This is a genomic window from Paraburkholderia largidicola (genome assembly GCF_013426895.1).
GTDB classification, from domain to species: domain Bacteria; phylum Pseudomonadota; class Gammaproteobacteria; order Burkholderiales; family Burkholderiaceae; genus Paraburkholderia; species Paraburkholderia largidicola.
The window spans coordinates 84,142-106,823 of record NZ_AP023175.1; the positions used below are offsets into that span (position 1 = coordinate 84,142).

General features: G+C 64.0%; 21 protein-coding genes. 8 read left to right on the forward strand and 13 right to left on the reverse strand.

What is annotated here, in order from left to right; all coding sequences use genetic code 11:
* The 4 genes from PPGU16_RS17155 to PPGU16_RS17170 form a co-directional block, all read right to left on the reverse strand.
* On the reverse strand, positions 1–909 hold the full coding sequence (locus PPGU16_RS17155; RefSeq protein ID WP_180723825.1) for an SDR family NAD(P)-dependent oxidoreductase: 909 nt from the start codon (positions 907–909) through the stop codon (positions 1–3).
* A gap of 63 nt (positions 910–972) precedes the next feature.
* The gene (locus PPGU16_RS17160; protein WP_180723826.1) at positions 973–2,523 is read right to left on the reverse strand and encodes a flavin-containing monooxygenase; all 1,551 of its coding nucleotides are present in this window, start codon (positions 2,521–2,523) and stop codon (positions 973–975) included.
* Between the two features lie 229 nt (positions 2,524–2,752).
* Positions 2,753–3,601 carry a MerR family transcriptional regulator gene (locus PPGU16_RS17165; RefSeq protein WP_180723827.1) on the reverse strand — a complete coding sequence of 283 codons (849 nt, stop codon included), beginning with the start codon at positions 3,599–3,601 and terminating at the stop codon, positions 2,753–2,755.
* 55 nt (positions 3,602–3,656) lie between these two features.
* Positions 3,657–4,223 (reverse strand): GNAT family N-acetyltransferase, encoded by a 567-nt coding sequence (locus tag PPGU16_RS17170; RefSeq protein ID WP_180723828.1) that lies wholly within the window; start codon positions 4,221–4,223, stop codon positions 3,657–3,659.
* Positions 4,224–4,444: 221 nt separating this feature from the next.
* On the opposite strand from PPGU16_RS17170, the gene PPGU16_RS17175 reads away from it, so the two are divergent.
* Positions 4,445–5,548, forward strand: coding sequence for an aromatic acid exporter family protein (locus tag PPGU16_RS17175; protein ID WP_180723829.1), 1,104 nt, complete (start codon positions 4,445–4,447; stop codon positions 5,546–5,548).
* 131 nt (positions 5,549–5,679) lie between these two features.
* Positions 5,680–6,234, forward strand: coding sequence for an acyl-CoA thioesterase (locus PPGU16_RS17180; protein ID WP_180723830.1), 555 nt, complete (start codon positions 5,680–5,682; stop codon positions 6,232–6,234).
* 47 nt (positions 6,235–6,281) lie between these two features.
* On the opposite strand, the gene PPGU16_RS17185 is transcribed toward PPGU16_RS17180, so the two are convergent.
* On the reverse strand, positions 6,282–6,488 hold the full coding sequence (locus tag PPGU16_RS17185; RefSeq protein ID WP_238269887.1) for a hypothetical protein: 207 nt from the start codon (positions 6,486–6,488) through the stop codon (positions 6,282–6,284).
* Positions 6,489–6,754: 266 nt separating this feature from the next.
* Entirely contained in the window at positions 6,755–7,489 is a 735-nt protein-coding gene (locus PPGU16_RS17190) for a CerR family C-terminal domain-containing protein (protein WP_180723831.1), read from the reverse strand.
* 178 nt (positions 7,490–7,667) lie between these two features.
* On the opposite strand from PPGU16_RS17190, the gene PPGU16_RS17195 reads away from it, so the two are divergent.
* The 3 genes from PPGU16_RS17195 to PPGU16_RS17205 all read left to right on the forward strand — a co-directional run bounded on the left by PPGU16_RS17195 (position 7,668) and on the right by PPGU16_RS17205 (position 11,885).
* Positions 7,668–8,792, forward strand: coding sequence for an HlyD family secretion protein (locus PPGU16_RS17195; protein ID WP_180723832.1), 1,125 nt, complete (start codon positions 7,668–7,670; stop codon positions 8,790–8,792).
* A complete protein-coding gene (locus PPGU16_RS17200) occupies positions 8,785–10,353 on the forward strand; it encodes an MDR family MFS transporter (RefSeq protein ID WP_180723833.1) in 1,569 nt (522 codons plus the stop codon). The genes PPGU16_RS17195 and PPGU16_RS17200 overlap by 8 nt, the downstream gene beginning before the upstream one ends.
* Positions 10,354–10,454: 101 nt before the next feature.
* Positions 10,455–11,885 carry an efflux transporter outer membrane subunit gene (locus tag PPGU16_RS17205; protein ID WP_180725118.1) on the forward strand — a complete coding sequence of 477 codons (1,431 nt, stop codon included), beginning with the start codon at positions 10,455–10,457 and terminating at the stop codon, positions 11,883–11,885.
* An 81-nt stretch (positions 11,886–11,966) separates the two neighbouring features.
* Here the strand turns inward: PPGU16_RS17205 and PPGU16_RS17210 are convergent, their stop codons facing one another.
* The 3 genes from PPGU16_RS17210 to PPGU16_RS17220 form a co-directional block, all read right to left on the reverse strand.
* Positions 11,967–13,073 (reverse strand): TAXI family TRAP transporter solute-binding subunit, encoded by a 1,107-nt coding sequence (locus PPGU16_RS17210; RefSeq protein WP_180723834.1) that lies wholly within the window; start codon positions 13,071–13,073, stop codon positions 11,967–11,969.
* Positions 13,074–13,191: 118 nt separating this feature from the next.
* Positions 13,192–14,229 (reverse strand): zinc ribbon domain-containing protein, encoded by a 1,038-nt coding sequence (locus PPGU16_RS17215; RefSeq protein ID WP_243460626.1) that lies wholly within the window; start codon positions 14,227–14,229, stop codon positions 13,192–13,194.
* 510 nt (positions 14,230–14,739) lie between these two features.
* The gene (locus PPGU16_RS17220; protein ID WP_180723836.1) at positions 14,740–16,248 is read right to left on the reverse strand and encodes an MDR family MFS transporter; all 1,509 of its coding nucleotides are present in this window, start codon (positions 16,246–16,248) and stop codon (positions 14,740–14,742) included.
* Between the two features lie 84 nt (positions 16,249–16,332).
* Here PPGU16_RS17220 and PPGU16_RS17225 point away from each other — a divergent pair, with 84 nt between their 5' ends.
* Together PPGU16_RS17225 and PPGU16_RS17230 are read left to right on the forward strand one after the other, a co-directional pair.
* Positions 16,333–17,079 carry a TetR/AcrR family transcriptional regulator gene (locus PPGU16_RS17225; RefSeq protein ID WP_180723837.1) on the forward strand — a complete coding sequence of 249 codons (747 nt, stop codon included), beginning with the start codon at positions 16,333–16,335 and terminating at the stop codon, positions 17,077–17,079.
* 394 nt (positions 17,080–17,473) lie between these two features.
* Complete coding sequence (locus PPGU16_RS17230) at positions 17,474–17,938, forward strand: response regulator (RefSeq protein ID WP_180723838.1); 465 nt, start codon at positions 17,474–17,476, stop codon at positions 17,936–17,938.
* A 33-nt stretch (positions 17,939–17,971) separates the two neighbouring features.
* Here PPGU16_RS17230 and PPGU16_RS17235 read toward each other — a convergent pair whose 3' ends face one another.
* Genes PPGU16_RS17235 through PPGU16_RS17245 form a run of 3 tightly spaced genes read right to left on the reverse strand, consistent with a single transcriptional unit; the run spans position 17,972 to position 19,840 of the window.
* On the reverse strand, positions 17,972–18,565 hold the full coding sequence (locus tag PPGU16_RS17235) for a Fur family transcriptional regulator (RefSeq protein ID WP_180723839.1): 594 nt from the start codon (positions 18,563–18,565) through the stop codon (positions 17,972–17,974).
* A 19-nt stretch (positions 18,566–18,584) separates the two neighbouring features.
* Positions 18,585–19,211, reverse strand: a complete 627-nt coding sequence (locus PPGU16_RS17240) for a glutathione binding-like protein (protein WP_180723840.1) — start codon at positions 19,209–19,211, stop codon at positions 18,585–18,587.
* Positions 19,212–19,213: 2 nt separating this feature from the next.
* Positions 19,214–19,840, reverse strand: a complete 627-nt coding sequence (locus PPGU16_RS17245; RefSeq protein ID WP_180723841.1) for a glutathione S-transferase family protein — start codon at positions 19,838–19,840, stop codon at positions 19,214–19,216.
* Positions 19,841–19,995: 155 nt separating this feature from the next.
* Between PPGU16_RS17245 and PPGU16_RS17250 the strand changes: the two genes are divergently transcribed.
* Positions 19,996–21,669: an ATP-binding domain-containing protein gene (locus tag PPGU16_RS17250; protein ID WP_180723842.1), complete on the forward strand. Its 1,674-nt coding sequence runs from the start codon at positions 19,996–19,998 to the stop codon at positions 21,667–21,669.
* Positions 21,670–21,690: 21 nt separating this feature from the next.
* Here PPGU16_RS17250 and PPGU16_RS17255 read toward each other — a convergent pair whose 3' ends face one another.
* A complete protein-coding gene (locus PPGU16_RS17255) occupies positions 21,691–22,638 on the reverse strand; it encodes a phosphoribosyltransferase (protein WP_180723843.1) in 948 nt (315 codons plus the stop codon).
* Positions 22,639–22,682: the final 44 nt, after the last annotated feature.

Here is a 22,682-nt window from a genome sequence, read left to right on the forward strand (position 1 = left end):
TCATGCGCGGCGTCCTTCGACGGCCGTACCGCGCCGCGCGCGCTTTTGCGCGAGCCGTTTGAGGCGTCGTGTCTGCAACACGACGAGCGCCTGATAGGCGGCGGGCAGCGTGCGCGCAAGCCAGTCGGCGGCGCGCGCGTCGCGGCCGATCAGCACGCGCCGTTTATTGCGTCTGACGCCGTCGAGAATCACGCGCGCGGCTTCATCGGCGGTCGTGATAAAGAACTTCTCGAAGTCGTCCTTGCCTTGCTGCTCGTTCTCGATCATGAAGCCGACCATGTTCGGCGCAATGCGGCTCGATTGCGCAATCGCCGTGCGGATGCCACCCGGGTGCACGCAGGTCGCGGACACCCCGCATTTCATCAGGTCGAGTTCCTGGCGCAGCGCTTCCGTGAAGCCGCGCACTGCGAACTTCGTCGCGTTGTAGCCGCTCATGCCGGGTTGCGCGAACAGACCGAACACGCTCGACGTATTGACGATATGCCCTTCACCCGCCGATTTCAGCAATGGCAGAAACGCTTTCGTGCCATGCACGACGCCCCAGAAATTGATGCCGACGATCCATTCGAGATCGCTGTAATCCATTCCGTCGATCGTGCTCGACAGCGCGACACCCGCATTGTTGAAGACGAGATTCACGCGCCCATGCTGGCGCGCGGTGTCCGTTGCCCACTCATACATGGCGGCGCGGTCGGCGACATCGAGCGTGCACGTGGTGATGCGCAGCGGCGCGCCGATGTGTGGCGCCGCCGCGGCTTGCGCGAGTTGCGCAGTTTCGGTAAGACCCGTTGCATTGCGGTCGGCCAGCGCGAGGTGGCAGCCTTCGCGTGCAAGCCGGATCGCGAGTGCGCGGCCCATGCCTGAGCCTGCGCCCGTAATCGCAGCGACGCGGTCGTTGAAGTTTTTCATTAATCGTCTCCCTGATCTTTTTGCCTTGCTTGTCGTGTTCCCTTTATGTCGCGTCCGCGGTCGTCACACGCGATATCTGTTCATCGTTCGCGTCTGCGGCGCGGGCGTATAAGCGTAGTAATCGTCGAGGCGAAAGGTGCTCGTCGCCTTTCTGAAGCGATACGCGAAGCCTGGCCACAGCGTCGTGTTTCTGCCGTTGCGCGGATCGAGATACCAGCTCTTGCAACCACCGACGGACCAGATCGCGCGCCCGAGCTTCTGCTGGATACGCTCGTTGTAATCGCGTTCGACTTGCGGACGCACTTCGATGGCGGCCGCGTTTTCGCGTTGCATCGTCAGGAGCGCGCGCAGGATGTATTCGACTTGCGACTCGATCATGAACACCATCGAGTTGTGCCCAAGCCCCGTATTCGGACCGACGATCATGAAGAAGTTCGGATAGCCGGGCAGCGTCGTGCCGAGATACGCATGCGCGCCGTTGCGCCATGTATCGACGATATCGACGCCGCCGCGTCCTTTCACGACACCAGGCGGAAACGGATCGGCGACCTGAAAGCCCGTACCGAAGATGATGCAGTCGGCGGGATGGCGCACGCCGTCCGTCGTGACGACGGCATGCGGTTCGACGCGCGCGATGCCCGTCGCCTTCACAGACACGTTCGCGCGCCCAACGGCGGGGAAGTAGTCGTTCGAAATGAGGATGCGCTTGCAGCCCATCGTGTAGTCGGGCGTGAGCGTCTTGCGCAGTTGCGGATCGCTGACCTGCTTGTGCAGATGCCGCAGGGCAATCTTCTGCGCCGTCTTCATCAGCGAAGGGTGCACGGCAAACCCGAACGCACGCGATTCGAGCATGCTGAACAAGCCTGCGCGCATCAGTTTCTGCGTGAACGGCAGATGACGGAACAGCCACTGCTCGAATGGCCGCACGGCGCGGTCGCCTTTCGGCATGATCCACGGCGGCGTGCGCTGGAACAGATCGAGATGCGCGACGCGTGGCGTAATCTGCGGCACGAACTGGATTGCGCTCGCGCCCGTGCCGATCACGGCGACGCGTTTGCCGTCGAGCGGATACGCATGGTCCCATTGCTGCGAGTGGAACATCTTGCCCTCGAACGAATCGAGGCCTTCGATATCCGGAAACGCCGCGCGCGACAGCCCGCCCATGCCAGACACGAGCACACGCGCGGACCACTGCTGACCATTCGCGAAGCGCAGTTGCCAGCGATGCTGCGTTTCATCGTAGACGGCGCTCACAAGCTGATGACGCAGGCGCAGATGCGAGGCGACGCCGAAGCGCTGCACGCAGTCTTCGAGATACGCGCGGATTTCCGGCTGGCGCGCGAACATGCGCGACCAGCGCGGATTCGGCGCGAACGAGAACGAATAGACATGCGATTGCACGTCGCACGCGCAGCCAGGGTAATGGTTGTCGCGCCAGGTGCCGCCGACGGAATCCGCTTTCTCCGCGACTACGTAGTCCGTGATGCCGGACTGCCGCAGACGGATCGCCATGCCAAGGCCCGCGAAGCCCGAGCCGATGATGGCGATGTCCGTCGCGATGGGTGTCGTGTCGCCGGGCGTGAACGCGGCGGGTTGCATCGTGCGTGCATTCATCCGTACCGTCTCCCTGGTTTTGCCTGTTATGTTCATCGACAACCGTTACATTGAGTGATGTAACGATAGGGCGTGAACTGGCATCGCGCAAGGCGCGGCTTTAGACGGTGGACTCTATGGGTAGGGGAAGTTTCAGCGCGAAACGACGTGTTGAAACGCGGCGCATAAACGTGGTTGACGGCGCAACAGGCGTTTGCGCGAAGCATTCAAACGCGCGGCGCTTCTCCATCTACTTTTTCTTCTTGCTGACGCGCGCCGTGTCCGGCTCGTTCGCCGCGCGCGCCTGCGTGCGTTCGAGCTTCGCCATGATCGCCGCGACCCGGTCGCCGAGGTAATCCCCCGATGCTTCTTCGAGCGCGCGGTTCATTTCACTTTCGACCAGCACCATGCCGAGCGGCCGCACGCGCCAGATCGCATCGACGAGGGCGGGGACGTCGGCGGGCGGCGGCAGCGCGTCGGACTCGTAGCGGTCCAGTTGTCGCACGACGAGATTGACCAGCGCCTTCGCGATCGCGTCGAAGTGCGGCCGCGACTCGCGCACGGCGTCGAACAAATCGGCGAGGGGAATGCCCGCTTGCGCCATCGTTGCGCCGGCATCGAGCGTGGCAGGGCTGCGCGCGACGAAGGCGAGACCATCGCGTTCGAGCAGCCCGAGTTCGACGGCCTTCGCTACCGTCTTCGTCAACGAAGCCGGCGTTCCCTTGACGCCGAACATCTTCGCGAGTTCGACGAGCGAATACTTCTTCGGGCGCTCGTGCGACCAGCGGCTGCCGATCGCGTTCTCCAGACCGAGAATCGAGCGCAGATCGTGGCCTTCGTCGATCGCCTTGATCAGATCCTGGATGTTCGCGAGCGTATAGCCGCGCGCCAGCAGGTGATGGATGAGCTTGAGCCGCGAGGCGTGCGTGTCGTCATACACGCCGACGCGGCCGCGTTTTTCCGGCGGCGCGAGCAGGCCGCGATCCTGATACGCGCGGATATTGCGCACGGTCGAGTCGCTGACACGCGCGAGTTCGTCGACGGTGTATTCGTTGCGCTGCGCGGCAGGCGGCGGCGCGGATGTGGGCGATCTGGGCATGCGCTGATTCTAGCGCGGCGTGCTGCGTCGAACGTTTCAACGCAGTGCGCTGCTTTCAGTCGCTGGCGGTTTCGGCGTCGGCGGGCAGTGCGTCGCTGCCCTGTCCGAGCGCGCGCTGCATCACCGTCGAGTCGAGCCAGCGGCCATGCTTGAAGCCGACCGCCTTCAACGTGCCGACCAGTTCGAAGCCGGCGTTACGGTGCAGCGACAGCGAGCCGCCGCGTCCGCCGTCGGCGATGACGGCGATCATCTGGCGCCACGGACCCTGTTCGCATCGCTCGATCAGCGCCGCGAGCACCGCGCGTCCGACGCCGCGTCCGCGGCACGCATCGTCGATATAGATCGAATCTTCGATCGTAAAGCGATAGGCGATTCGCGGACGATAGAGCGTCGCATACGCGTAGCCCGCAATCTTGCCGTCGACAATCGCCACGATATACGGCAAGCCATGCGACAGCACGGCGGCGCGGCGCTGCCGCAAATCGTCGACGGACGGCGGCGTTTCTTCGAACGACGCGACGCCTGTCAGCACGTGGTGCGCGTAGATGGCCTGGATGGCGTGGAAGTCGGCGTCGGTGGCGTCGCGGATGACGGGCGCGGCGGCCGGAGAGGTCTCGCTCATTGTGTCGGATTGCGGTGTCGAGGCTGGAAACCTCTCACTATGCCTGCGGCGCGCAAGGAAATGAAGCGGGTCAAAAATGGCGACGGTGAGGCGATCCAGGAGGGTGAGGAAATCCAGGAGCGACGGCTGTCGCGCGTTTGCGTTCATCGAGGCGCCGTACAATTCCAACCAGCCCATGCCGATGCCACACCTGGAGTGCCTTCCCGATTGCAGGAGCAACCATGTCGACCGCTTCCTACGCCCACAAGCCGCTGACGCCGTTTCGCCGCGCACTCGCGCGCTTCTCGCTTTCGGAAAACGCCAAGTACGTGAAGCTCGCGCTCGGGCTATGGATCGGCTTCTGGATTCCCTATAGCCTCGGTTATCCCGAAGCGGCCGTCGCGCTCGCCAGTTCGACGATGCTCACGCTTGCGCTCGGCAGCTCGATCTCTGCCGCGCGCGGCTATTTCTATCGACGCGTAATGTCGAACGTCGTCGCCATGCCGATCGCCACGCTCGTGATCTGGCTCACGGCGCCGCATCTGCTGCTCGGCACGCTGCTGCTGCCGCTCGTGATCTTCGCGATCGTGCGCCTGAGGCCGTCGCTGTTCCAGATGACGAGCATCACGATTCCGATGACGCTCGTGCTCTACACGGGCGAACATCTTCCGCTACTCGAACAGCGTCTGATCGGCGTCGTGCTGGGCATGCTGCTCGGCTTCATCATTCAGCAGATCGTCTTTCCGCCCGATCACGGCTTCTGGGCGAACCGCCTCGTCAACGACGGCAACGAACAGGCGTTGCAAGCGCTCGGGCAGATCGCGTCGGGCCAGCACGATCCGGTGCAACTGAAAACGATCATCGGCCAGTTGCGCAAGTCGAGCACCGACCTGAAAGAATCACACGGCCTGCTCAAGCTCGATCTGGAGCAGGCGTGGATGTCGCCTCATCTGCAGCGCAATCGCGACCGGCTGCCGCTGTTCTGGTGTTATCACGAACTGTTCGACTCGCTCGTCAACTTCCTCGAGACGCTCGATACGTTTCACGAGCAGTTCACCGCGCTCGATCCCCGCTGGCGCGAAGCGTTTCTCGCCGGGCTCGCGAAGCTGCTCGACGCACACGGAAAGCTCGCGCGGGTCGCCGATCTGCGCGTCGAACGCCCGGCGCTCGAAGAGAAGCCCTTGCAGATGGATGCGTTGAACGACATCGTCGACACCTTGCCTGCGCCCGGTGTGTTCACGAGCGTCTATCTGGGCCATCTGACGGGCTATGGCATTCTGCTGTGCCGGCTGAGCGACATGCATACGCAGCATCTGACGGCCGCGCAGCCATCGAAGGCAATATGAGGCGCGCCGCAACAGGCGCATCGACGAACGGCATGTGAAGAAGCCCTCTATACCACGGGCCGCCCGCGCACCGGACTGTCGATTAACATGCGTGCTTTTGCAACGTTAGCGCCGCCTCTGCGAGCTTTGTCATGAACCTGCTGTTGCGCCTGTTCCTCACTTTCATATTGAGTCCGCGTCGCGGGCATCTGCATGTGCTCGACACTTGCGTCACGCCGTTTCGTGTGTGGTTCAACGATCTCGACGTGCTGCGCCACATGACGAACGGCCGCTACTTCACGATCCTCGATCTGGCGCGCGTCGACCTGATGATCCGCTCGCGTGTGTGGCCGCAAATCAAACGGCAGGGCTGGTATCCCGTCGTCACGCTGGAGACGATGCGCTTCCATCGCTCACTGGAACTGTGGGACCGCTACGAGGTGGCGACGCGCGTGATCGGCTGGGACGAGCGGCACGTGTTCCTCGAACAGGCGTTTATCCGCGATGGCGTGCAGGTCGCGCTGGGCGTCGTGCGCACGCGCTTTCTGAAGCGCAGCGGCGGCACGGTGCCGACGGGCGAACTGCTCGGGCTGGCGGGCGTCACACAGGCGTCGCCCGCGTTGCCCGATTGGGTCGTACAGTGGAGCGCGGCGGAAGGCGGAATGACGCCGCCCGCGGCACCGCGCGAAGTGTCCGCGCGGGGTTGAACGGCCGCGACGCGCTCGCTGAGGCGCGCGCGTCGGGCGAGGCAGGGTCAGGCGCGTGCCGTTGCATGCGGCACGACGACCGCGCCGTGCGGTCCGTCGCCGCCGGGCCCACCACCGTGGCCCGGTCCGCCGCCGTAGCCCGGTCCACCGCCGCCCCAGCCAGGCCCCGGTCCCCACCAGCAGCCGGACAACGTGGCGGTCAATGCGGCCATGACGGCCAGAATCGCGAGCTTGCGCATCGATTGCTCCTTCAATGAGTTGTGCGTGTCGCTGCACCGCTGCGAGCATGCGCGGCGCAGTGCGAAGCCGCACCTTACCCATCCCGGGCCAATCGTGTTTAACAGCCTCGTTACAGAATCAACAGAAGTTTGCGAGTACCGGCGTGCTCGACGTGCCGCGGAAGAGGGTGCGAACGCCCGTCACGCATAGCGCTCGGCGTTTATGGCGCGCGCCGTCGGCCGTCACGCTCTGTCTGACTTTGTAAGGAGCGTTAAGGCATTCGCAGGCGAGTCACGTCGCCTTACTTCTTCTTGCGTTGCTTGCTGTTTGCGTCGCGCCATTCGATCATCGCGCGCAGTAGCACGACGCTCTGTTCATCGATGATCGTGCAGAGCTGCTTCAGTCGCTCACCGTCGATCGACTTCCACTGCAACGCCGCCAGGGCCGTGCAGCGCGTCAGATGGAAGGACACGAGCTGTCCGTTGATCGCCAGCAGCCGGATCACCGTTTCGGGATCGTCAGCCGGTCTTCCCAGCAGGCGCCCGACGATTTCCGAACTCACGCTCAGCAGCGGCTTGCGCATGCGCTCGTTCAGTCGCTCGGCCGCGAACGCCGGGCCGAGTCCCGCCTGCTCGCGCGCCATGAACAGGCGCCAGGTGGCGGGCGTCTCCGTCGTGAACAGATAACTGGCGACGCGCGCCTGGATCGCGCGAAACGCGCCGATCAGTTCGTCGTCGGAAGGGTGCGCGTCGAGCACGGTCTGCGCGGCCTCGACGGCCTCCGCAAAGTAGTCCGCCACGTTCGTCATGATGTATTCGACACACGCCTGATAGACGCCTTCCTTGTTGTCGAAGTAATACACCAGCGCGGGCGCGTTGACGCCCGCATGCTCGGCAATCTCGCGCGTGGATGCGCCTTCGAAGCCGCGTTCGCCGAACAGGCTCAGCGCCGCCTCGATGATCTTCGCGCGGGTCTCTTCGCCGCGCTGGTAGCCGCCTTCCGCTGCGGGACGGTGTCTCGGTGTGCGTGTCGTCACGTTGCTTTAGCTTTGCATGGGACGGGAGCCGGTGCTAAGGCGCCAACACCCGTCGACAAAAAAATGAATAGACGATGAACGCAAAGGTAAAAGGTAAGGATCGTAAAAACAATATTGTTGACTAAATTGTACCAACTGGAATAATTATAACGATTGGTATAAGTTATCCGAGGTCAACATGTCAGCCACTTTGCCCGTCGAAGACGCGGGGCGCGCCGCAAACGCGCAACGGTCCAGAAAGAAGGGCGTATTTCTCATCATCGGCGGTGTCGCGGTGCTCGGCGCGATTGCCTGGGGCGCGCACTGGTGGACGGCGGGACGTTTCATCGAAAGCACGGACGACGCGTACCTGCAAGCCGACGGCATGACCGTCGCGCCGAAAGTGTCGGGCTACGTGGCCGACGTGCTGGTCGGCGACAACCAGGCCGTCAAACGCGGCCAGCCACTGGTGCGGCTCGATAGCCGCCAGTACGACGCGGTGCTCGAACAGGCGAACGCGACCATCGCCGCGCGCCGCGCCGACATCCTGCATGGCGAAGCGGAACTCGCGCAGCAGCAGGCGGCCATCGCGCAAGCCCGCGCGCAGCTGGACGGCGCGAGCGCGAACGAAGCGCATGCGGCCGATCAGGTCAGGCGCTACGAGCCGCTGGCCGCAACGGGCGCCGAGACGGGCGAGCGCGTCTCTGAGCTGCGCAACACGCAGCGTCAGGCGAGCGCCACGCGTGCCGCGGATGCCGCCGCGCTGCAAAGCGCCGAACGCCAGATCGCGACCACGCACGCGGCGATCGAACAGGCGCGCGCGCAACTGGCCGCCGCCGAGGCGAGCGCGCGCCAGGCGCAACTCGACACGCAGGACACCGTGCTCAAGAGTCCCATCGACGGACGCGTCGGCGACCGCAGCGTGCGCGTCGGTCAATACGCGCAGCCGGGCTCGCGCTTCATGACGATCGTGCCTGTGCAGGACGTATATCTCGTCGCGAACTTCAAGGAAACGCAGATCGGCATGATGCGTGTCGGACAGCCCGTGACGCTGCGCGTCGATGCGCTGCCGGGCACGAAGCTGCACGGCAGGATCGACAGCTTTTCGCCGGGCACGGGCTCGCAGTTCGCGTTGCTGCCCGCGCAGAACGCGACGGGCAACTTCACGAAGATCGTGCAGCGCGTGCCCGTGCGCATCCGGCTCGACGTCGGGCAGGAAACGCGCAAGGTGCTGCTGCCGGGCCTGTCGGTGAACGTCGACGTGGACACGCGCGGCGCGCGCGACAACGAAGCGCGCATCGAACGCGAGAACGGCCGTGGCTGAGCACGCTGGCGCAAAACCGGCCAACGCAACGGCCGCCGACTGGACGGCCGTCGCGGCGGGCGCGCTCGGCGCGCTGATGGCCACGCTCGACATCTCGATCACGAACTCCGCCTTGCCGCAGATCCAAGGGCAGATCGGCGCGACGGGCACGGAAGGCACGTGGATATCGACGGGCTATCTGATGTCCGAGATCGTGATGATTCCACTCGCCGCGTGGCTCACACGCGTGTTCGGGCTGCGCAATTTCCTGCTCGGCAACGCGACGCTCTTCACGCTGTTCTCGATTCTCTGCGGGATGTCGCACAGCCTGCCGCAGATGATCGTCGGGCGGATCGGCCAGGGCTTCGCGGGCGGCGCAATGATTCCGACCGCGCAGACCATCGTCGCGACGCGGCTGCCGCGTCATCAGATGCCGATCGGCATGACGATGTTCGGACTGATCGTGCTGCTCGGGCCGTTGCTCGGGCCTGTGGTCGGCGGCTGGCTCGCGGAGAACATCGACTGGAGCTGGTGCTTCTTTCTCAACCTGCCCGTGGGCGTGGCGCTCGTCGTGCTGCTCGTCGCCGGGCTGGACAACGCGCGCACCAACTGGCAGCAGTTCGTGCGCGCGGACTGGCTCGGTATCGTCGGGATGGCGGCGGGTCTGAGTTCGCTGACCGTGGTGCTCGAAGAAGGGCAGCGCGAACGCTGGTTCGAATCGCCGATGATCATATGGCTGAGCGTGGTCGCGGCTGTCGGCATTGCGCTGCTGCTCGCGGCGCAGTTCGTGTCGAAGCAGCCGATCGTGCGTCTGAAGCTGCTGACCAACGCGCGCTATGCGAGCGTGATCTTCATCGTCTTCACGGTCGGCGCGGGGCTGTACTGCGTGTCGTATCTGTTGCCGCAGTTTCTCTCTGGCGTGGCGGGCTACAACGCGCAGCAGTCGGGCGCGGTGATGCTGATGTCGGGCCTGCCCGCGTTTCTGATGATGCCCGTGCTGCCGCGTCTGATGGGACGCGTCGATACGCGGCTGCTCGTGATGGCGGGGCTCGCGTGTTTCGCGGGCAGTTGTCTGCTCGATATTTCACTGACGGCGCAGAGCGCGGGCGACGACTTCACGTGGTCGCAACTGCTGCGCGGCGTCGGCCAGGTGCTGGCGATGATGCCGCTGAACCAGGCGTCGATGGCGGCCGTGTCGCGCGAACAGGCGGGCGATGCCGCGGGGCTCTACAACATGGCGCGCAACCTGGGCGGCTCGGTGGGACTCGCGCTGCTCGGCACGTTCATCGACCGGCGCAATACGTTTCATGACGACATGATCCGCGAGTCGGTGACGGCGAATTCGCTGATCGGTCAGGAACACGTCGCGCAGAGCGCGGCGGGCTTTTTCGCGCAGCACGGCGATATGGCCTACGCGAAGATGCAGGCGCTCGGCCAGCTCGCAGCACAGATGCAGTTGCAGGCGAGCGTGATCACGTTCTCGGAAACGTTCTATGTGCTCGCCGTCGCGCTGCTGCTGTGCATTCCTCTCGCTTTTCTTCTCAAGAAACCGGCACCGGGCACGCCGTCGGCCGGACATTGACACCTGTGATGAAGCCATTTGATTTTGCCGCTCGACGCGGCGCGGTTGCCGCGCGCTCCGATTCCCATTTCGCACCGCGCCGCGTTTCATATGTGGCGTCGATGCTTGCGCCCGTCGCGGCTGCGCTGACTGTGCTGCTCGCCGGCTGCACGGTCGGCCCCGACTACAAGGGCGCGCCGGCCACGACGAACGCCAGCAGCTTCAAGCGTGCGCCCGACGGCGTCGTAGCGACTGCGCCGGGCGTTGCAGCGTGGTGGGTCGCGCTGAACGATCCGCAACTGACCGCGCTGATCGAAGCGGGGATCGACAACAGTCCGGATCTGCGCGCGGCGCAGGCGCGTGTGCGCCAGGCGCGCGCCGGGCTGACGCAGCAGCAAAGTAACGCGTTGCCGAAAGTCGGCGCGAGCGCGGCTTATGTGCGCACGCGCGAACCCGATCTGTCGTCGCTGAGCGGCGGCAGTTCTGGATCGTCGGGCGGGCGCGGTCCCGTCGCGCTGTATCTGGCGGGCTTCGACGCGAGCTGGGAACTCGATCTGTTTGGCGGCACGCGTCGCGCGGTGGAAGCGGCATCGGCGGAAGCGGACGCGTCCGAAGCCGATCTCGCCGATACGCACGTGCAACTCGCCGCGGAAATCGGCAGCGCGTACGTCGGCTTGCGCGATCAGCAGCAGCGCATTGCGATCGTGCGCAAATCGGCGGAGCTCGAAGAGCATGTGCTGTCGCTGACCGAGCAGCGGCGCGAGCGCGGCGTCTCATCGCAAGTGGATGTCGAGCGGGTGCGCACGCAGGTCGAGAACACGCGCAACGCGCTCATACCGCTCGACGCGCAGATCGCCGAATCGCTCGATCAACTCGCCTTGCTGACAGGCCGCGAGCCGGGCGCGCTCGACGACATGTTGAAGCAGCCCACGCCGCTGCCCGCGTTGCCGCAGACGGTTGCCGTCGGCGATCCGGCGCAGTTGCTGCGGCGGCGTCCCGATGTGCGCGCGGCCGAGCGCCGGCTCGCGTCGCAGAGCGCGCAGATCGGCGAGCGCGAAGCGGACTGGTTTCCGAAAGTCACGCTGTTCGGCAGCCTGAGCTACAGCGCCGCAGACCCAGGCCATCTGGTGCGCAAGGACAATCTCACGTGGCTCGGCGTGCCGTATCTGCAGTGGAACGCGTTCGACTTCGGCCGCACGAAGGCGAAAGTCGATCAGGCGCGCGCGTCGTTCGACGAAGCGCAGGCAAAGTACGAAAGCACCGTACTCGGCGCGCTGCGCGATGCCGATGTCGCGCTGTCGCGATTCGGGCACGAGCGCGAGAACGTCGTCAGCCTGCGTACGGTTGAAGGCTCCGCGACACGCGCGGCGAACTTGACCGAGCAGCGTTATCGCGCGGGCACGGCGTCGGCGCTCGACTGGATCGACGCGGAACGCACGCGCTACACGGCGGAGCAGAATCGCGTACAGAGCGACGCGCAGCTGATCAAGGACTACGTCGCGTTGCAGAAGAGCCTGGGGCTTGGCTGGGAAAGCAGCGCGTCTGCGCAGTAGTCCCGCAAGAGGACGCAAGAAAAAACGCCACGGCGCGCATCACGTCGTGGCGTTTTTTGTGCTCGTTACGTCAATACGATCTCACTTGCCGCACAACAGCAGCAGACGCTCCTGATCGGAGCACGGACGTTTGTTCACTTTCGGCGCGGCGGGTTGTTGCTGCACCGCTGCCGCCGTCGCGCCGCCTGAGGGCATCGACGCCCGGCGCGCGATGCACGAGCGCAAGTGCCGCTCGATGGGCGGATAGTATTGCCAGCCTTTCGTGAGCGGCGGCAGTTCGAGCTTCACCTGCTTCCACTTAGGGTGGCCTTTTTCCTGCAGCACATCGAAGTTCTCGCACAGTGAATCGGCGAAGCGGTTCAGATTGCTCACCGTGTCGCGCAGACCGTAGTCATAGGTGACGAGAAAGGCTTTCACGGTCAGCGTCGGCACGTCGTCCTTCAGCCAGTTCGGATAGCTGCTCTGGCGGATCGTCGCCGGGAAATAGGTTTCCTTTGCGCGCGTGGTTTCGGCCGCGTTCGGATCGGCGCGCAAGATACGGATCTGCGAGAGCAGATCGGGATTCATATCGGTGAAGAGCTTGGCCGGCTGCCCCGCGACGATCACGGCCACGTCGATCTTCTTCACGACGAGCGCGGCAATCGCGTCCTCGTTGGACAGGCTCTGCACGTTCTGCTCGGGAATCGACTGATTGAACATCAGGTGGTAGAGCGTGGTCGCCGATTGCGCCGTGCCGCTGCCGATCGGACCGATGCTGATGACCTTGTCCTTGATCTCGTTGATCGACTTCATAGGCGAGTCGTCGCGCACGACGAAATAGATCTCCTCGTTGTAGAGCGGCATGATGAGCCGCAGCGGACGGATCGTCGTGCCCGCGTCGGCATTGCCGGTATTGGCCATGTCGAGATACGCCTGATACACGTCCGATTGCACGAGCGCGAGCTTCACACCCGGCTCGAAGCGCATACGCTGCACGTTTTCCGCGGAGCCTTTCGACGGCATCACTTCGAGGTCGATGCCCGCAGGCTGCGCGACATACTTCGCGAGATCGGCGCCGATCTGGATATACGTGCCGCGTTCCTGTCCCGTGACGATCTTGTAGTGCGCACTGGCCCCCGCCGCCACGGCCAATGACGCGATCATCATGCACACCAGTCCCGTCAATCCCGTTAGCATCGTTTTGAGCATGGTCTACCTACCTCATGGTGTGTTGAACAGCATGCGCCAACGGCTGACGCGCATGTTCCGTTACATCAGGCATTGCAATGCGTTGAGTAGCTTCGTTTTCTCGATTGCGTGACGTGCTCTACTGTTTCTTCGCTGACGGCGCCTGCTTCCAGCCCGATTCGCGGATCGCGCGCATTTGCGCTTCGATGCCGCTGGCCGTGTTCGTTGCTGGTGGCGTGGCTGTGGTGTTCGTCGTTGCCGTGTTGTTCGAGGGCATGGCGGGCGCTGGCGCCGGCGCGACGTTGGTATTTGCGTTCGCGTTGGCTTGCGGCGTCCCGGCGCGCGGCGCGGAAGCGGCTGCGCCCGCCAGCGGTTTCCAGCCCGTCGTCAGAATCATGCGCTCGAGCAGTGCCTGCGCATCGACGCTGCTGACGTCGATCGCGAGCGCTTGCGCTGCGCGCTCGCGCACGCAGCCCCATTGCTTGTCTTTTGCACAGGTGGTCGCAGCGCCGAGCGCAACATCGCGCTTGTTCTCGCGATCCTTCAGATCGCTTTGCATCTGTATCGCGTCCGTATTGCCCGATTCGACGGACAGTGCATCGGATAGCGCGGACTGCGCTTCAGCGAGGTTGTTGCGCGCGAGCGCGGCGCGCGCCGCGCGCAATGCATCGGCCACGTTCTGGTAGTGCTGGGCCACGCGCGGGCGCGGCGGCGCGATGGGGGCGGGCAGTGCCTTCGCGGCGGGCACGTTGGTCACGTTGGCGGTCGGCGTGTTGCGCGCGTTTTGCGGCGCGGTGTACGGCGAAATCGATCCGCCCGACGTGCTCGCGCTGTTCGTCGCTTCTTCCGTCGCTGTGTCCTGTCTGTGATTGTCGCCGAGCAGCAGATAGCCCGCGTAGCCAAGCGCGACGATGAAGAGCAGGAGCACGATGCCTTTCGTGGCGATCCAGCGGCCGGCCGACTGACGCAGCGGTGGCGGCCCGTCGAGCGGCGAAATGGGAGGTTCGGGCGATGCAAGCGACGGGAGGCCAACTGGCTCAGCCGTATGGACTTCTTCAGGCGCGGGCGGCTGGGTCTCGACAGCTCTCAATTGCGTGCCGTTGCGTCTGCGCTGGGTTCGTTCGAGAGGATGATCGGCGCCGCAATATGGGCAGAATTCGACATGCTGGTACAGCACGCCCCCGCACCGTGTGCACGGCGTTGGGAAACCCTGGGCAGGTGATGTTTCAGCAGACATGCTTAACCCCAACCAGTTGTAGGCGATGCCATTTCGGCATGCTCAGGATCGAAGTTGAAGCAAACTCGCAGTCGGCGGAACTCACGATCCACATGCGCTGGGTAGCGGCCGGCCCAGTCCTTTCGTACGGGGCCGCTGTGTGTGCCAATATGGTTTCTTTCGTTCCTCGCGTCAATCGACGTTGTTACCTACCGAACACAAATGTGTCGTGTTTTCAGGGCGAAAACGATCGTGCATCAGGGTTTTTGCATAGACGCGAATACAACGCAACGCGTCGCTGATTAATCATAGGAAACACATCCTTCAGATAAAAGGCCGGCGCGCAAAAGCGGCCGGCCCACCATGTATGTGAAAACTGCAGAGCATGTCGAACGAATGCTGCACGTCTTTTGTGCGTGACGTCGTGAGTGTGTCTTTGTTTGCTAGCGTTTGTCCGTTTTCGCCGGCACTTTACTGCTTGCGCAGTGGATGATCCCTCAGCAGCCATGCGAGCGCGAACGCGAGCACTACCACGCAAGCCGCGACGATATACACCGTGTGCAATGCACTTGCGAACGCTTGCAGATAGTCGTCACGCAATGCGGCGGGCAGGTGATGAATCGCAGCCGGGCCGAGCGCGTGCGGCAGCTCGGTGTCGGGTGGAATCAACGCTTGCAGGCGTGAAGCGAGTCCATTCGAAAAGATCGCGCCGAATGCGGCGACGCCGACCGAGCCGCCAATCGAACGGAACAGCGTCGCGCCCGACGTGGCCGTACCGAGATGCTTGAACGGCACAGCATTCTGCACGGCGAGAATCAACACTTGCATCACCATGCCGAGACCGCAGCCGAGCACGGCCATGTACGCATACATCACGTGAACGGGCGTGCTGAGCTTCAGCGTGGTCAGCAGCACCATCGCCACGCCGACGAGGAACGTGCCCATGATCGGGAACATCCGGTACTTGCCGATACGGCTGATGATGCGGCCCGTGATGATCGACATCAGCAGCACGCCGCCCATCATCGGCAGCATCTGCATCCCCGCTTCCGACGGCGTCGAGTTCTTCACCACCTGCAGATACATCGGCAGGAACGTCACCGAACCGAACAGCGACACGCCGACGATGAACCCGATCGCGCTCGACAAAAGGAACGTGCGGTCGCGAAACAGTTCGAGCGGCATGATCGGCTCGACGGCGAGACGCTCTTCATAGATGAACCCGCCGATGCAGATGAACGCGAGCAGCAGCGTGCCCCACAGTTGCGGCGACGTCCACGGCAGCACCGTGCCGCCCTGGCTCGTGAACAGGATCAGGCAAGTGAGGGCGCCTGCGAGAAAGGCTGCGCCCATGTAGTCGATGGTGTGCTTCACATGCGCGACGCGCGGCTTGAACACGGCGCCGATCACCAGCAGCGCGACGATGCCGAGCGGCACGTTGATATAGAAAATCCAGCGCCACGACAGATGGTCGACGAGGAAGCCGCCCATCATCGGACCGATCACGGTCGCAAGACCGAATACGCCGCCGAATACGCCCTGATAGCGGCCGCGCTCGGCAGGCGGAATCACGTCGCCGATTGCCGCCATCGTGATGACCAGCAGTCCGCCGCCGCCGAGTCCTTGCAGCGCGCGCAGCAGGATCAGCTGCGTCATGTTCTGCGCGACGCCGCAGAGCGCCGAGCCGATCAGAAACAGCACGATCGCAGTCTGCAGCACGACCTTGCGGCCGAACAGGTCGCCGAACTTGCCGTACAACGGCACGACGATCGTGGACGTCAACAGGTACGCGGTGACGACCCACGACAGGCTGTCCAGTCCGCCAAGCTCGCCAACGATAGTAGGCAACGCGGTCGACACGATGGTCTGGTCGAGCGCGGCGAGCAGCATCACCAGCAGCAGCGCCGGAAACAGCACGCGCAGCGACGGGCGTTCCAGCGTTGCGGGTGCCGCGTCGGAAGAAAGAGTCTGGCTGTCCATCTGGGCTTCCATGGCTGTCAAACCGCCTTGAAATTAATTAACATGCAGATTAATATATGACATATTCCAGCGTTCGTCAAATTCATGGTCATGGCAACAAAATCGGCAGCGGTAGGGAGTTCAGGTCGGGATGAGCAGGTCTCTGAGGCGCAAGAGGGCGAAAGCACAGGCGCACAAGGCGCGCCTGCTGCGCGCCGGCCCGGCCGTCCTTCCGGCAGCGGACGCGGACCGGAACAGCGCGCCCGTCTGCTGGATGCGGCGCTCGCGCTGTTCGCGCGGCAGGGCATCGTCGATACGACGCTCGGTCAGGTCGCGCGCGAGGCCGGTTTCACGCCCGCGATGATGCATTACTACTTCAAGACCCGCGATCAACTGCTCGACGTGCTGATCGACGAGCGCTTCCTGCCGTTGCGCGCGAAACTCAGCGGCTCTTTTCAGACGAATCCCGACGACCCCATCGCGGGGATCACGCTGCTCGCGCAGCGGTTCGTCGAAGTGGCAGGCGATTACCCATGGTTCCCATCGCTGTGGATCCGCGAAGTGATCAGTGAGGGCGGCCTGCTCAAGCAGCGCATGCACGAGCGCTTCGGCAACGCGAACCAGAAAAGCGGCATCGAATTCATCGAGAAATGGCAGAAGGAAGGCAAGCTCAATCGCGAACTGGAGCCGTCGCTGGTCTTTCTGTCGGTGATCGGCCTCACGATCCTGCCGCTCGCAACGTCCTCGATGTGGCGCAACGACCCGGCCCGCCGCAAGCTGACAGCCGACGACATCGCGCGCCATGCGGTCGCGCTGCTGACGCACGGCGTGACCCCGCCTGCTGCAGCCTGAACGGCGCTGGATCAAAATAGAGCAACGCCGTCGCGCCCCGCGGACTACGCGGCACGCAACGTGCTTCATGCTATGCGTTTCGCAAATCTGCTATCGAACGGTCATGCAAGCGCCTTGGCTAATCGTCACCATGGCGCGTGGTCTTTGACCGTCAAGCTATATGCCGGAGCGGACAAGCGTACAGTCGCGTGCAACTCGTTCCGTACAATTGAGTCCGACAGAACGATATGCGCTGCGAGTCGGCGCATGCAGTGACGAATTTGCGAAACAGGGGAGTTTGTCGGACGAACAGCGCGTCCGTCACTCGTTGGTAAGAACGTGCATACGAGAGTAGAAACGTTGAACCGTTTTCCGCTGCCGGCTCTGGCGCGGTACACCTTGCGTTAGATACATCATGTCCACGTCAGAATGCATAACCAGCTTTTCAAGCCATAACATCAAGATGAACGGAGTATTGAGGCTCGATCAGGCCACGATCGTGCTCGTTGAAGACGATCCGCAGAACAGGGAATCGTTGAAGATTTTGCTCGAATCGGAAGGCGCCAACGTCATCGCCGTGGCGGATGCGGAAGAGGGTGTCGAGGCGGCTTTGCGGGCGTTGCCCGACGCTGTCGTCTGCGATCTCGACTTGCCCGCCATGGATGGTTTCTATCTGATTCAGCGGGTTCGGGATCACGAGATTCGCGGCGATCATTCCCCTTCGGTCGCAGTGGCCCTGACGGGCCATACCGATGAAGCCTACCGGCTGCGCAGCATCGGCGAAGGATTCCAGCATTTCATGACGAAGCCGGCGCCGCCCGAGGCGCTGGTGACGCTGTTGCATGACGCGATAGGCGCGCGCGCCGCCGGTTTGACCTGACGCTCGAACCGCGGCGCTTTTTAGTGGGCGATTTCAGCTGCCGGCGGCTTGCGCCGCCTGGCACGCTGAACACAGCCCTTTCAGCTCGATTCCATCACCGGCGAGCCGGTAGCCTGCGTTTTCGATTTGCTCGACGAGCGCCTCGCGTAGCGCCGGCTGATGCAGCTCGGTGACGTTGCCGCATTGCTGGCACACCACCAGAATGCCGTGCTGGCATTGCGTCAGATCGTGGCAGACGGCGAAGGCGTTGATCGACTCGATCTTGTGCACGAGCCCCGCGGACAGCAGGAAATCCAGCGCGCGATATACGGTGGGCGGCGCGGAGCCGGGGTGAATCTGCCGCATGTCGTCGAGCAGTGAATACGCCTTGGTGGCGCGGCCAGACGTCAGCAGCAGTTCCAGCACCTTGCGGCGAATGGGCGTGAGCTTTTCGCCGCGCTCGCGGCAGTATTCTTCGGCCAGCGCGAGCGCCGCCTCAGCCGATGCAGGCGTGCCGTGCGCGTGATCGCGATGCGGGTCGTCCGCGTGCGAATGCACGTGATCTGCGGCATGCGCGTGATGCGGAAGACCCGGCGCATGCCCCGGCGTGGATGCAGCGTCGGCAGCGGTTGGCTTGGCGTTTTTCATCCGCTGATTATACGGTGCGTCAATCGAGCTTCACGTCGAACCCGCGCTTCACGCCCGGACGTGCGAACAGCGTCTCGTACCAGCGCTTCACATTCGGATACTCGGCGAGATCGACCTTGTGGCGCTCGTGCCGCCACGCCCAGCCGAGAATCGCGAAGTCGGCGATCGACAGGTCGCCCGCCACGTATTCGCTCCTGGCGAGGCGCGCGTCGAGCACCTTGTACAGGCGCCGCGTTTCGGTAGAAAAGCGCTTGAGGCCATAGCGCTTGTCGTCTTCGGACGCGAGCGCCGCGAAGTGATGCACCTGGCCCGGCATCGGACCGAAGCCGCCCATTTGCCACATCAGCCATTCGAGGACGGGCACCCGGTCACGCAGGCTTTGCGGCAGGAATTTGCCCGTCTTTTCGCCGAGATACAGCAGGATCGCGCCCGATTCGAACACGCTGATCGGCTTGCCGTCCGGTCCATCGGGATCGACGATCGCGGGAATCTTGTTGTTCGGGCTGATCGCGAGAAAGTCGGGGTCGAACTGCTCGTCCTTCGTGATGTTGATCGGCTTGACGACGTACGGCAGCGCCATTTCTTCGAGGGCGACGCTGATCTTGCGGCCGTTCGGCGTTCCCCATGCGTAGAGCGAGATAGTCATGTTCAGGTCAGATCGAAGTCGACGTATTGCTTGAAGCCGGAGCGGGTCGACAGCCGCTGATACCAGCGTTCGAGATTCGGCAGCGACGGACGCTCGACGCCCGGCAGCCCGAACCAGCGCTTCGCATACGCGCCCAGCACGATATCCGCGAGCGTGAACTTCTCGCCTTCGATAAAGAAGCGCCCTTGCAGTTGCGCATCGAGCATCTTCCACAGCTTCGCGACATTGTCGATGTCGGCGGCGAGCTTCGCGGTATCGCGTTCGGCCTCTGGCGTGCGCACGATGGTCCAGAACACGGGACGCTCGGCGGGTTGCAGCGTGGACAGCGACCAGTCGAGCCAGCGGTCGATGCTGGCGCGCGCCTTCGGTTCATCCGGATAGAGTACGCTCGATTCGCCGTACTGCATGACCAGATAGCGCAGGATCGCGTTCGATTCCCACAGCACGAAGTCGCCGTCGACGAGCGTCGGCACCTTGCCCGTCGGGTTCATCGCGAGATAGTCGGGTTCGTCGTTGCGGCCGAACTGCAGGCCGGCGTCGATACGGTTGTAGGGCAAGACCAGTTCGTCGCACACCCACAGGATCTTCTGCACATTGACCGAGTTGGCGCGTCCCCAGACTGTAATCATCCGGTAATCCTCTTTTGTCTTCTTGATTGGCAAGCCGCGCTGCGCGTGGCGCTGAACCAGTAACGATACACGAAGCAGCCTTTTTCTTCCGGCAGCGACCAATGCCCCTACACGCGTTGCGTACAATGGGCGCACCCCATTTTGACGAGGCGCGCATGGCCCGCATTGTCCCCGACGACTGGAAGAGTCTTGCCGCCACGGGCGCCGCTTCGCGCGAGCGCGAAACGCTGGCGCTGCTCGAAGAGGCGCTGCCGCGCGAGTACACGGTCTATCACGGCGTGCACTGGACGCGCTTGCACGAAGGCTTTTCCGTGTTCGGCGAAGCGGACTTCGTGATCGTCAGTCCGGCGGGGCGCGTGATGATCGTCGAGCAGAAAACGGGCTTCCTGCGCGAGACGCCGAAAGGGCTGGTCAAGGTCTACATGCAGACCGAGCGCAACGTGGCGATTGCGCTCGCGCGCACGATCGAAGGGCTGCACCGGCGCTTCACGGCGGCGTTCGGCGCGGGCACGTATTTCATCGAAGAGCTGCTGTACTGCCCGGATCACGTCGTCAAGGACGCGGCCATTTCGGGCGTGAACCCGGCGCGCATCGTCGACGCGACACGCAAGGACAAGCTCGTCAGCATCATCCGCGAGGCGCTGCCCGAGGACGAGCCGCGTCTTGCCTGCGCGCCGAAAATCCATCACTTCCTCGCCGACGAACTGGCGCTCACGCCCGACGCCAGCGCGCTCGTCGGCCAGGCGGGCACGCTCGTCACGCGGCTGGCGGGCGGGCTGGCCAGCTGGGCGCGGCGGCTCGAATTCGCGCCGTTCCGGCTGCGCGTGATCGGCACGGCGGGCTCCGGCAAGACGCAACTCGCGATTCAGGTGATGAAGGACGCCGTTGCGCGCGGCGCGCGTCCGTTGTATGTGTGCTTCAACCGGCCGCTCGCGGATCATATTGCGCGCGTCGCGCCGCCTGAGGCGAAGGTCGCGAACTATCACCAGTTGTGCGACTGGATCGTGCGGGATAGCGGCCGCGCGCCGGATTTCCAGAGCAGCGATGTGTTCGAGCAACTCGAAAGCGCCTTCGCCGACACGCCGATCGACGAACGCTTCCAGTACGACGTGCTGATCGTCGACGAAGGCCAGGACTTCCAGCAGCCTTGGGTGCCCGCGCTCGAACGGCTGCTGAAGCCGGGCGGCGCGTGGTGGTGGCTCGAAGATCCGTTGCAGAACCTGTATATGCGCGAGAGCGTCGCGCTGCCGGGCTGGACGGTGCTGCGCGAATCGACCAACTATCGCAGCCCGCGCGACATCCTCGACTATCTGCGCGGCGTGGTCGGCGCGACGGTGCCACTGGCGGCGGGCCTCGCGGCGGGCAGTCCGTTCGACGGCTCCGATATCTCGCTGTCCACCTACGACGAAACCCAGACGCCCGAAAGCTGCATCGACGCGACCAAGCGCGCGATCACCCAGGCGCTGGCGCTCGGCTTTCGCAAGCAGGACATCGCGGTGTTGTCGTTTCGCGGACGCGAAGGCTCGGTGCTGTGGCCGCTCGATCATCTCGGCCCGCACCGGCTGCGCAGCTTCACGGGTAAATACGATCTGTTCGGCAATCCCGCGTATCGGGAGGGCGATGTGCTGCTCGACTCGATCTACCGCTTCAAGGGGCAGTCGGCGCCGTGCGTGATCCTGAGCGAGGTGGATTTCGACGAATTCGACGAACGCAATGCGCGCAAGCTGTTCGTCGGCGCAACGCGTGCCACGATGAAGCTGATCGTCGTCGCGTCGCAGCGTGCGGCGCGGCATCTGCAACCCGGCGCCGCGCAGGAGCAGGCAGGCTGAGACGCGGCGGCGTGCTGAAGCTCAGCGCCAGGCCGACGCGCTGATCAGCGTGCCTTTGTGCTTGAGCGCATCCCACCAGATCACGCGCAGCAGCGGCGCGAGTTTCGCGATGAAGAGCGCCTGCACCGGATCGCTTTCGATGAAATGCGTGACGCCGCTGCTCAACGCCGCGGCTGCCTTGTGCGCGGCGGCGCCTTCGGGCGTTTCGTCATGGGCGTCGGGCGTGCGCATCACCAGTTCGAGATGACCGAAGCCGTGCCGCTCGAGCCATGCACGCGTGCGCTCCAGGTCGGCACGCGGCCGGCCCGTGATGACCGCGCGCACTTTCTGCAGATCGACGTCGGGCAAGACCTCGTAAGGCAACAGCGCATCGCGCTCGTTCAAAGCGGCGGCGAGATCTTCGTCATACCGTGACAGCGGCACGTCGGGCAGCAGGATGCCGTCCAGATCGATTGCGTAGGTCGCGTATTCGTGGTCATCGGCCATTCTCCCGGCCGTACCGGACTCGACTTTCAACCAGTCCTCGCGATAGTCGTCCGTATAGGCCTGGCGTTCCCACGGGAACAGCGCGAAGAAGCCCGACGCGTCGTTCGCAAAGTCCGGGCGGATGCGGCTGATTTCGTCGAAGGCGGCCGTCAGTGTCTTCACGATCAGACCGTGCTGTTCGAGAAAGGCGATGCAATCGACCAGCGTAAAACCGCGGCCCGCGATGTCCTCACACAGCAGCACCTTCGAGCCGGCCGGCGGCAGCGGCTGGGCCGAGTCCCACGTGACGTGACGCGCCCTGCGGTCATAGCTGAGAAACGCGACAGGCACGCCGATCGTATGCGACGCCATCAAGGCGAGCGGTGCACCGCCCCGTAGAATGCCGACTGCCGCGGCGAAGCGCTCTTCGAGCAGTGCGGGCTGCAACGATTCGATCCAGTGGTCGAGCTGTTCGTAGGTCAACGGTAGAACCGGCTTTTTCATGACGGATGTTGCGCTTGTGGTGGGCCGGATGAACGTGCGTCGGC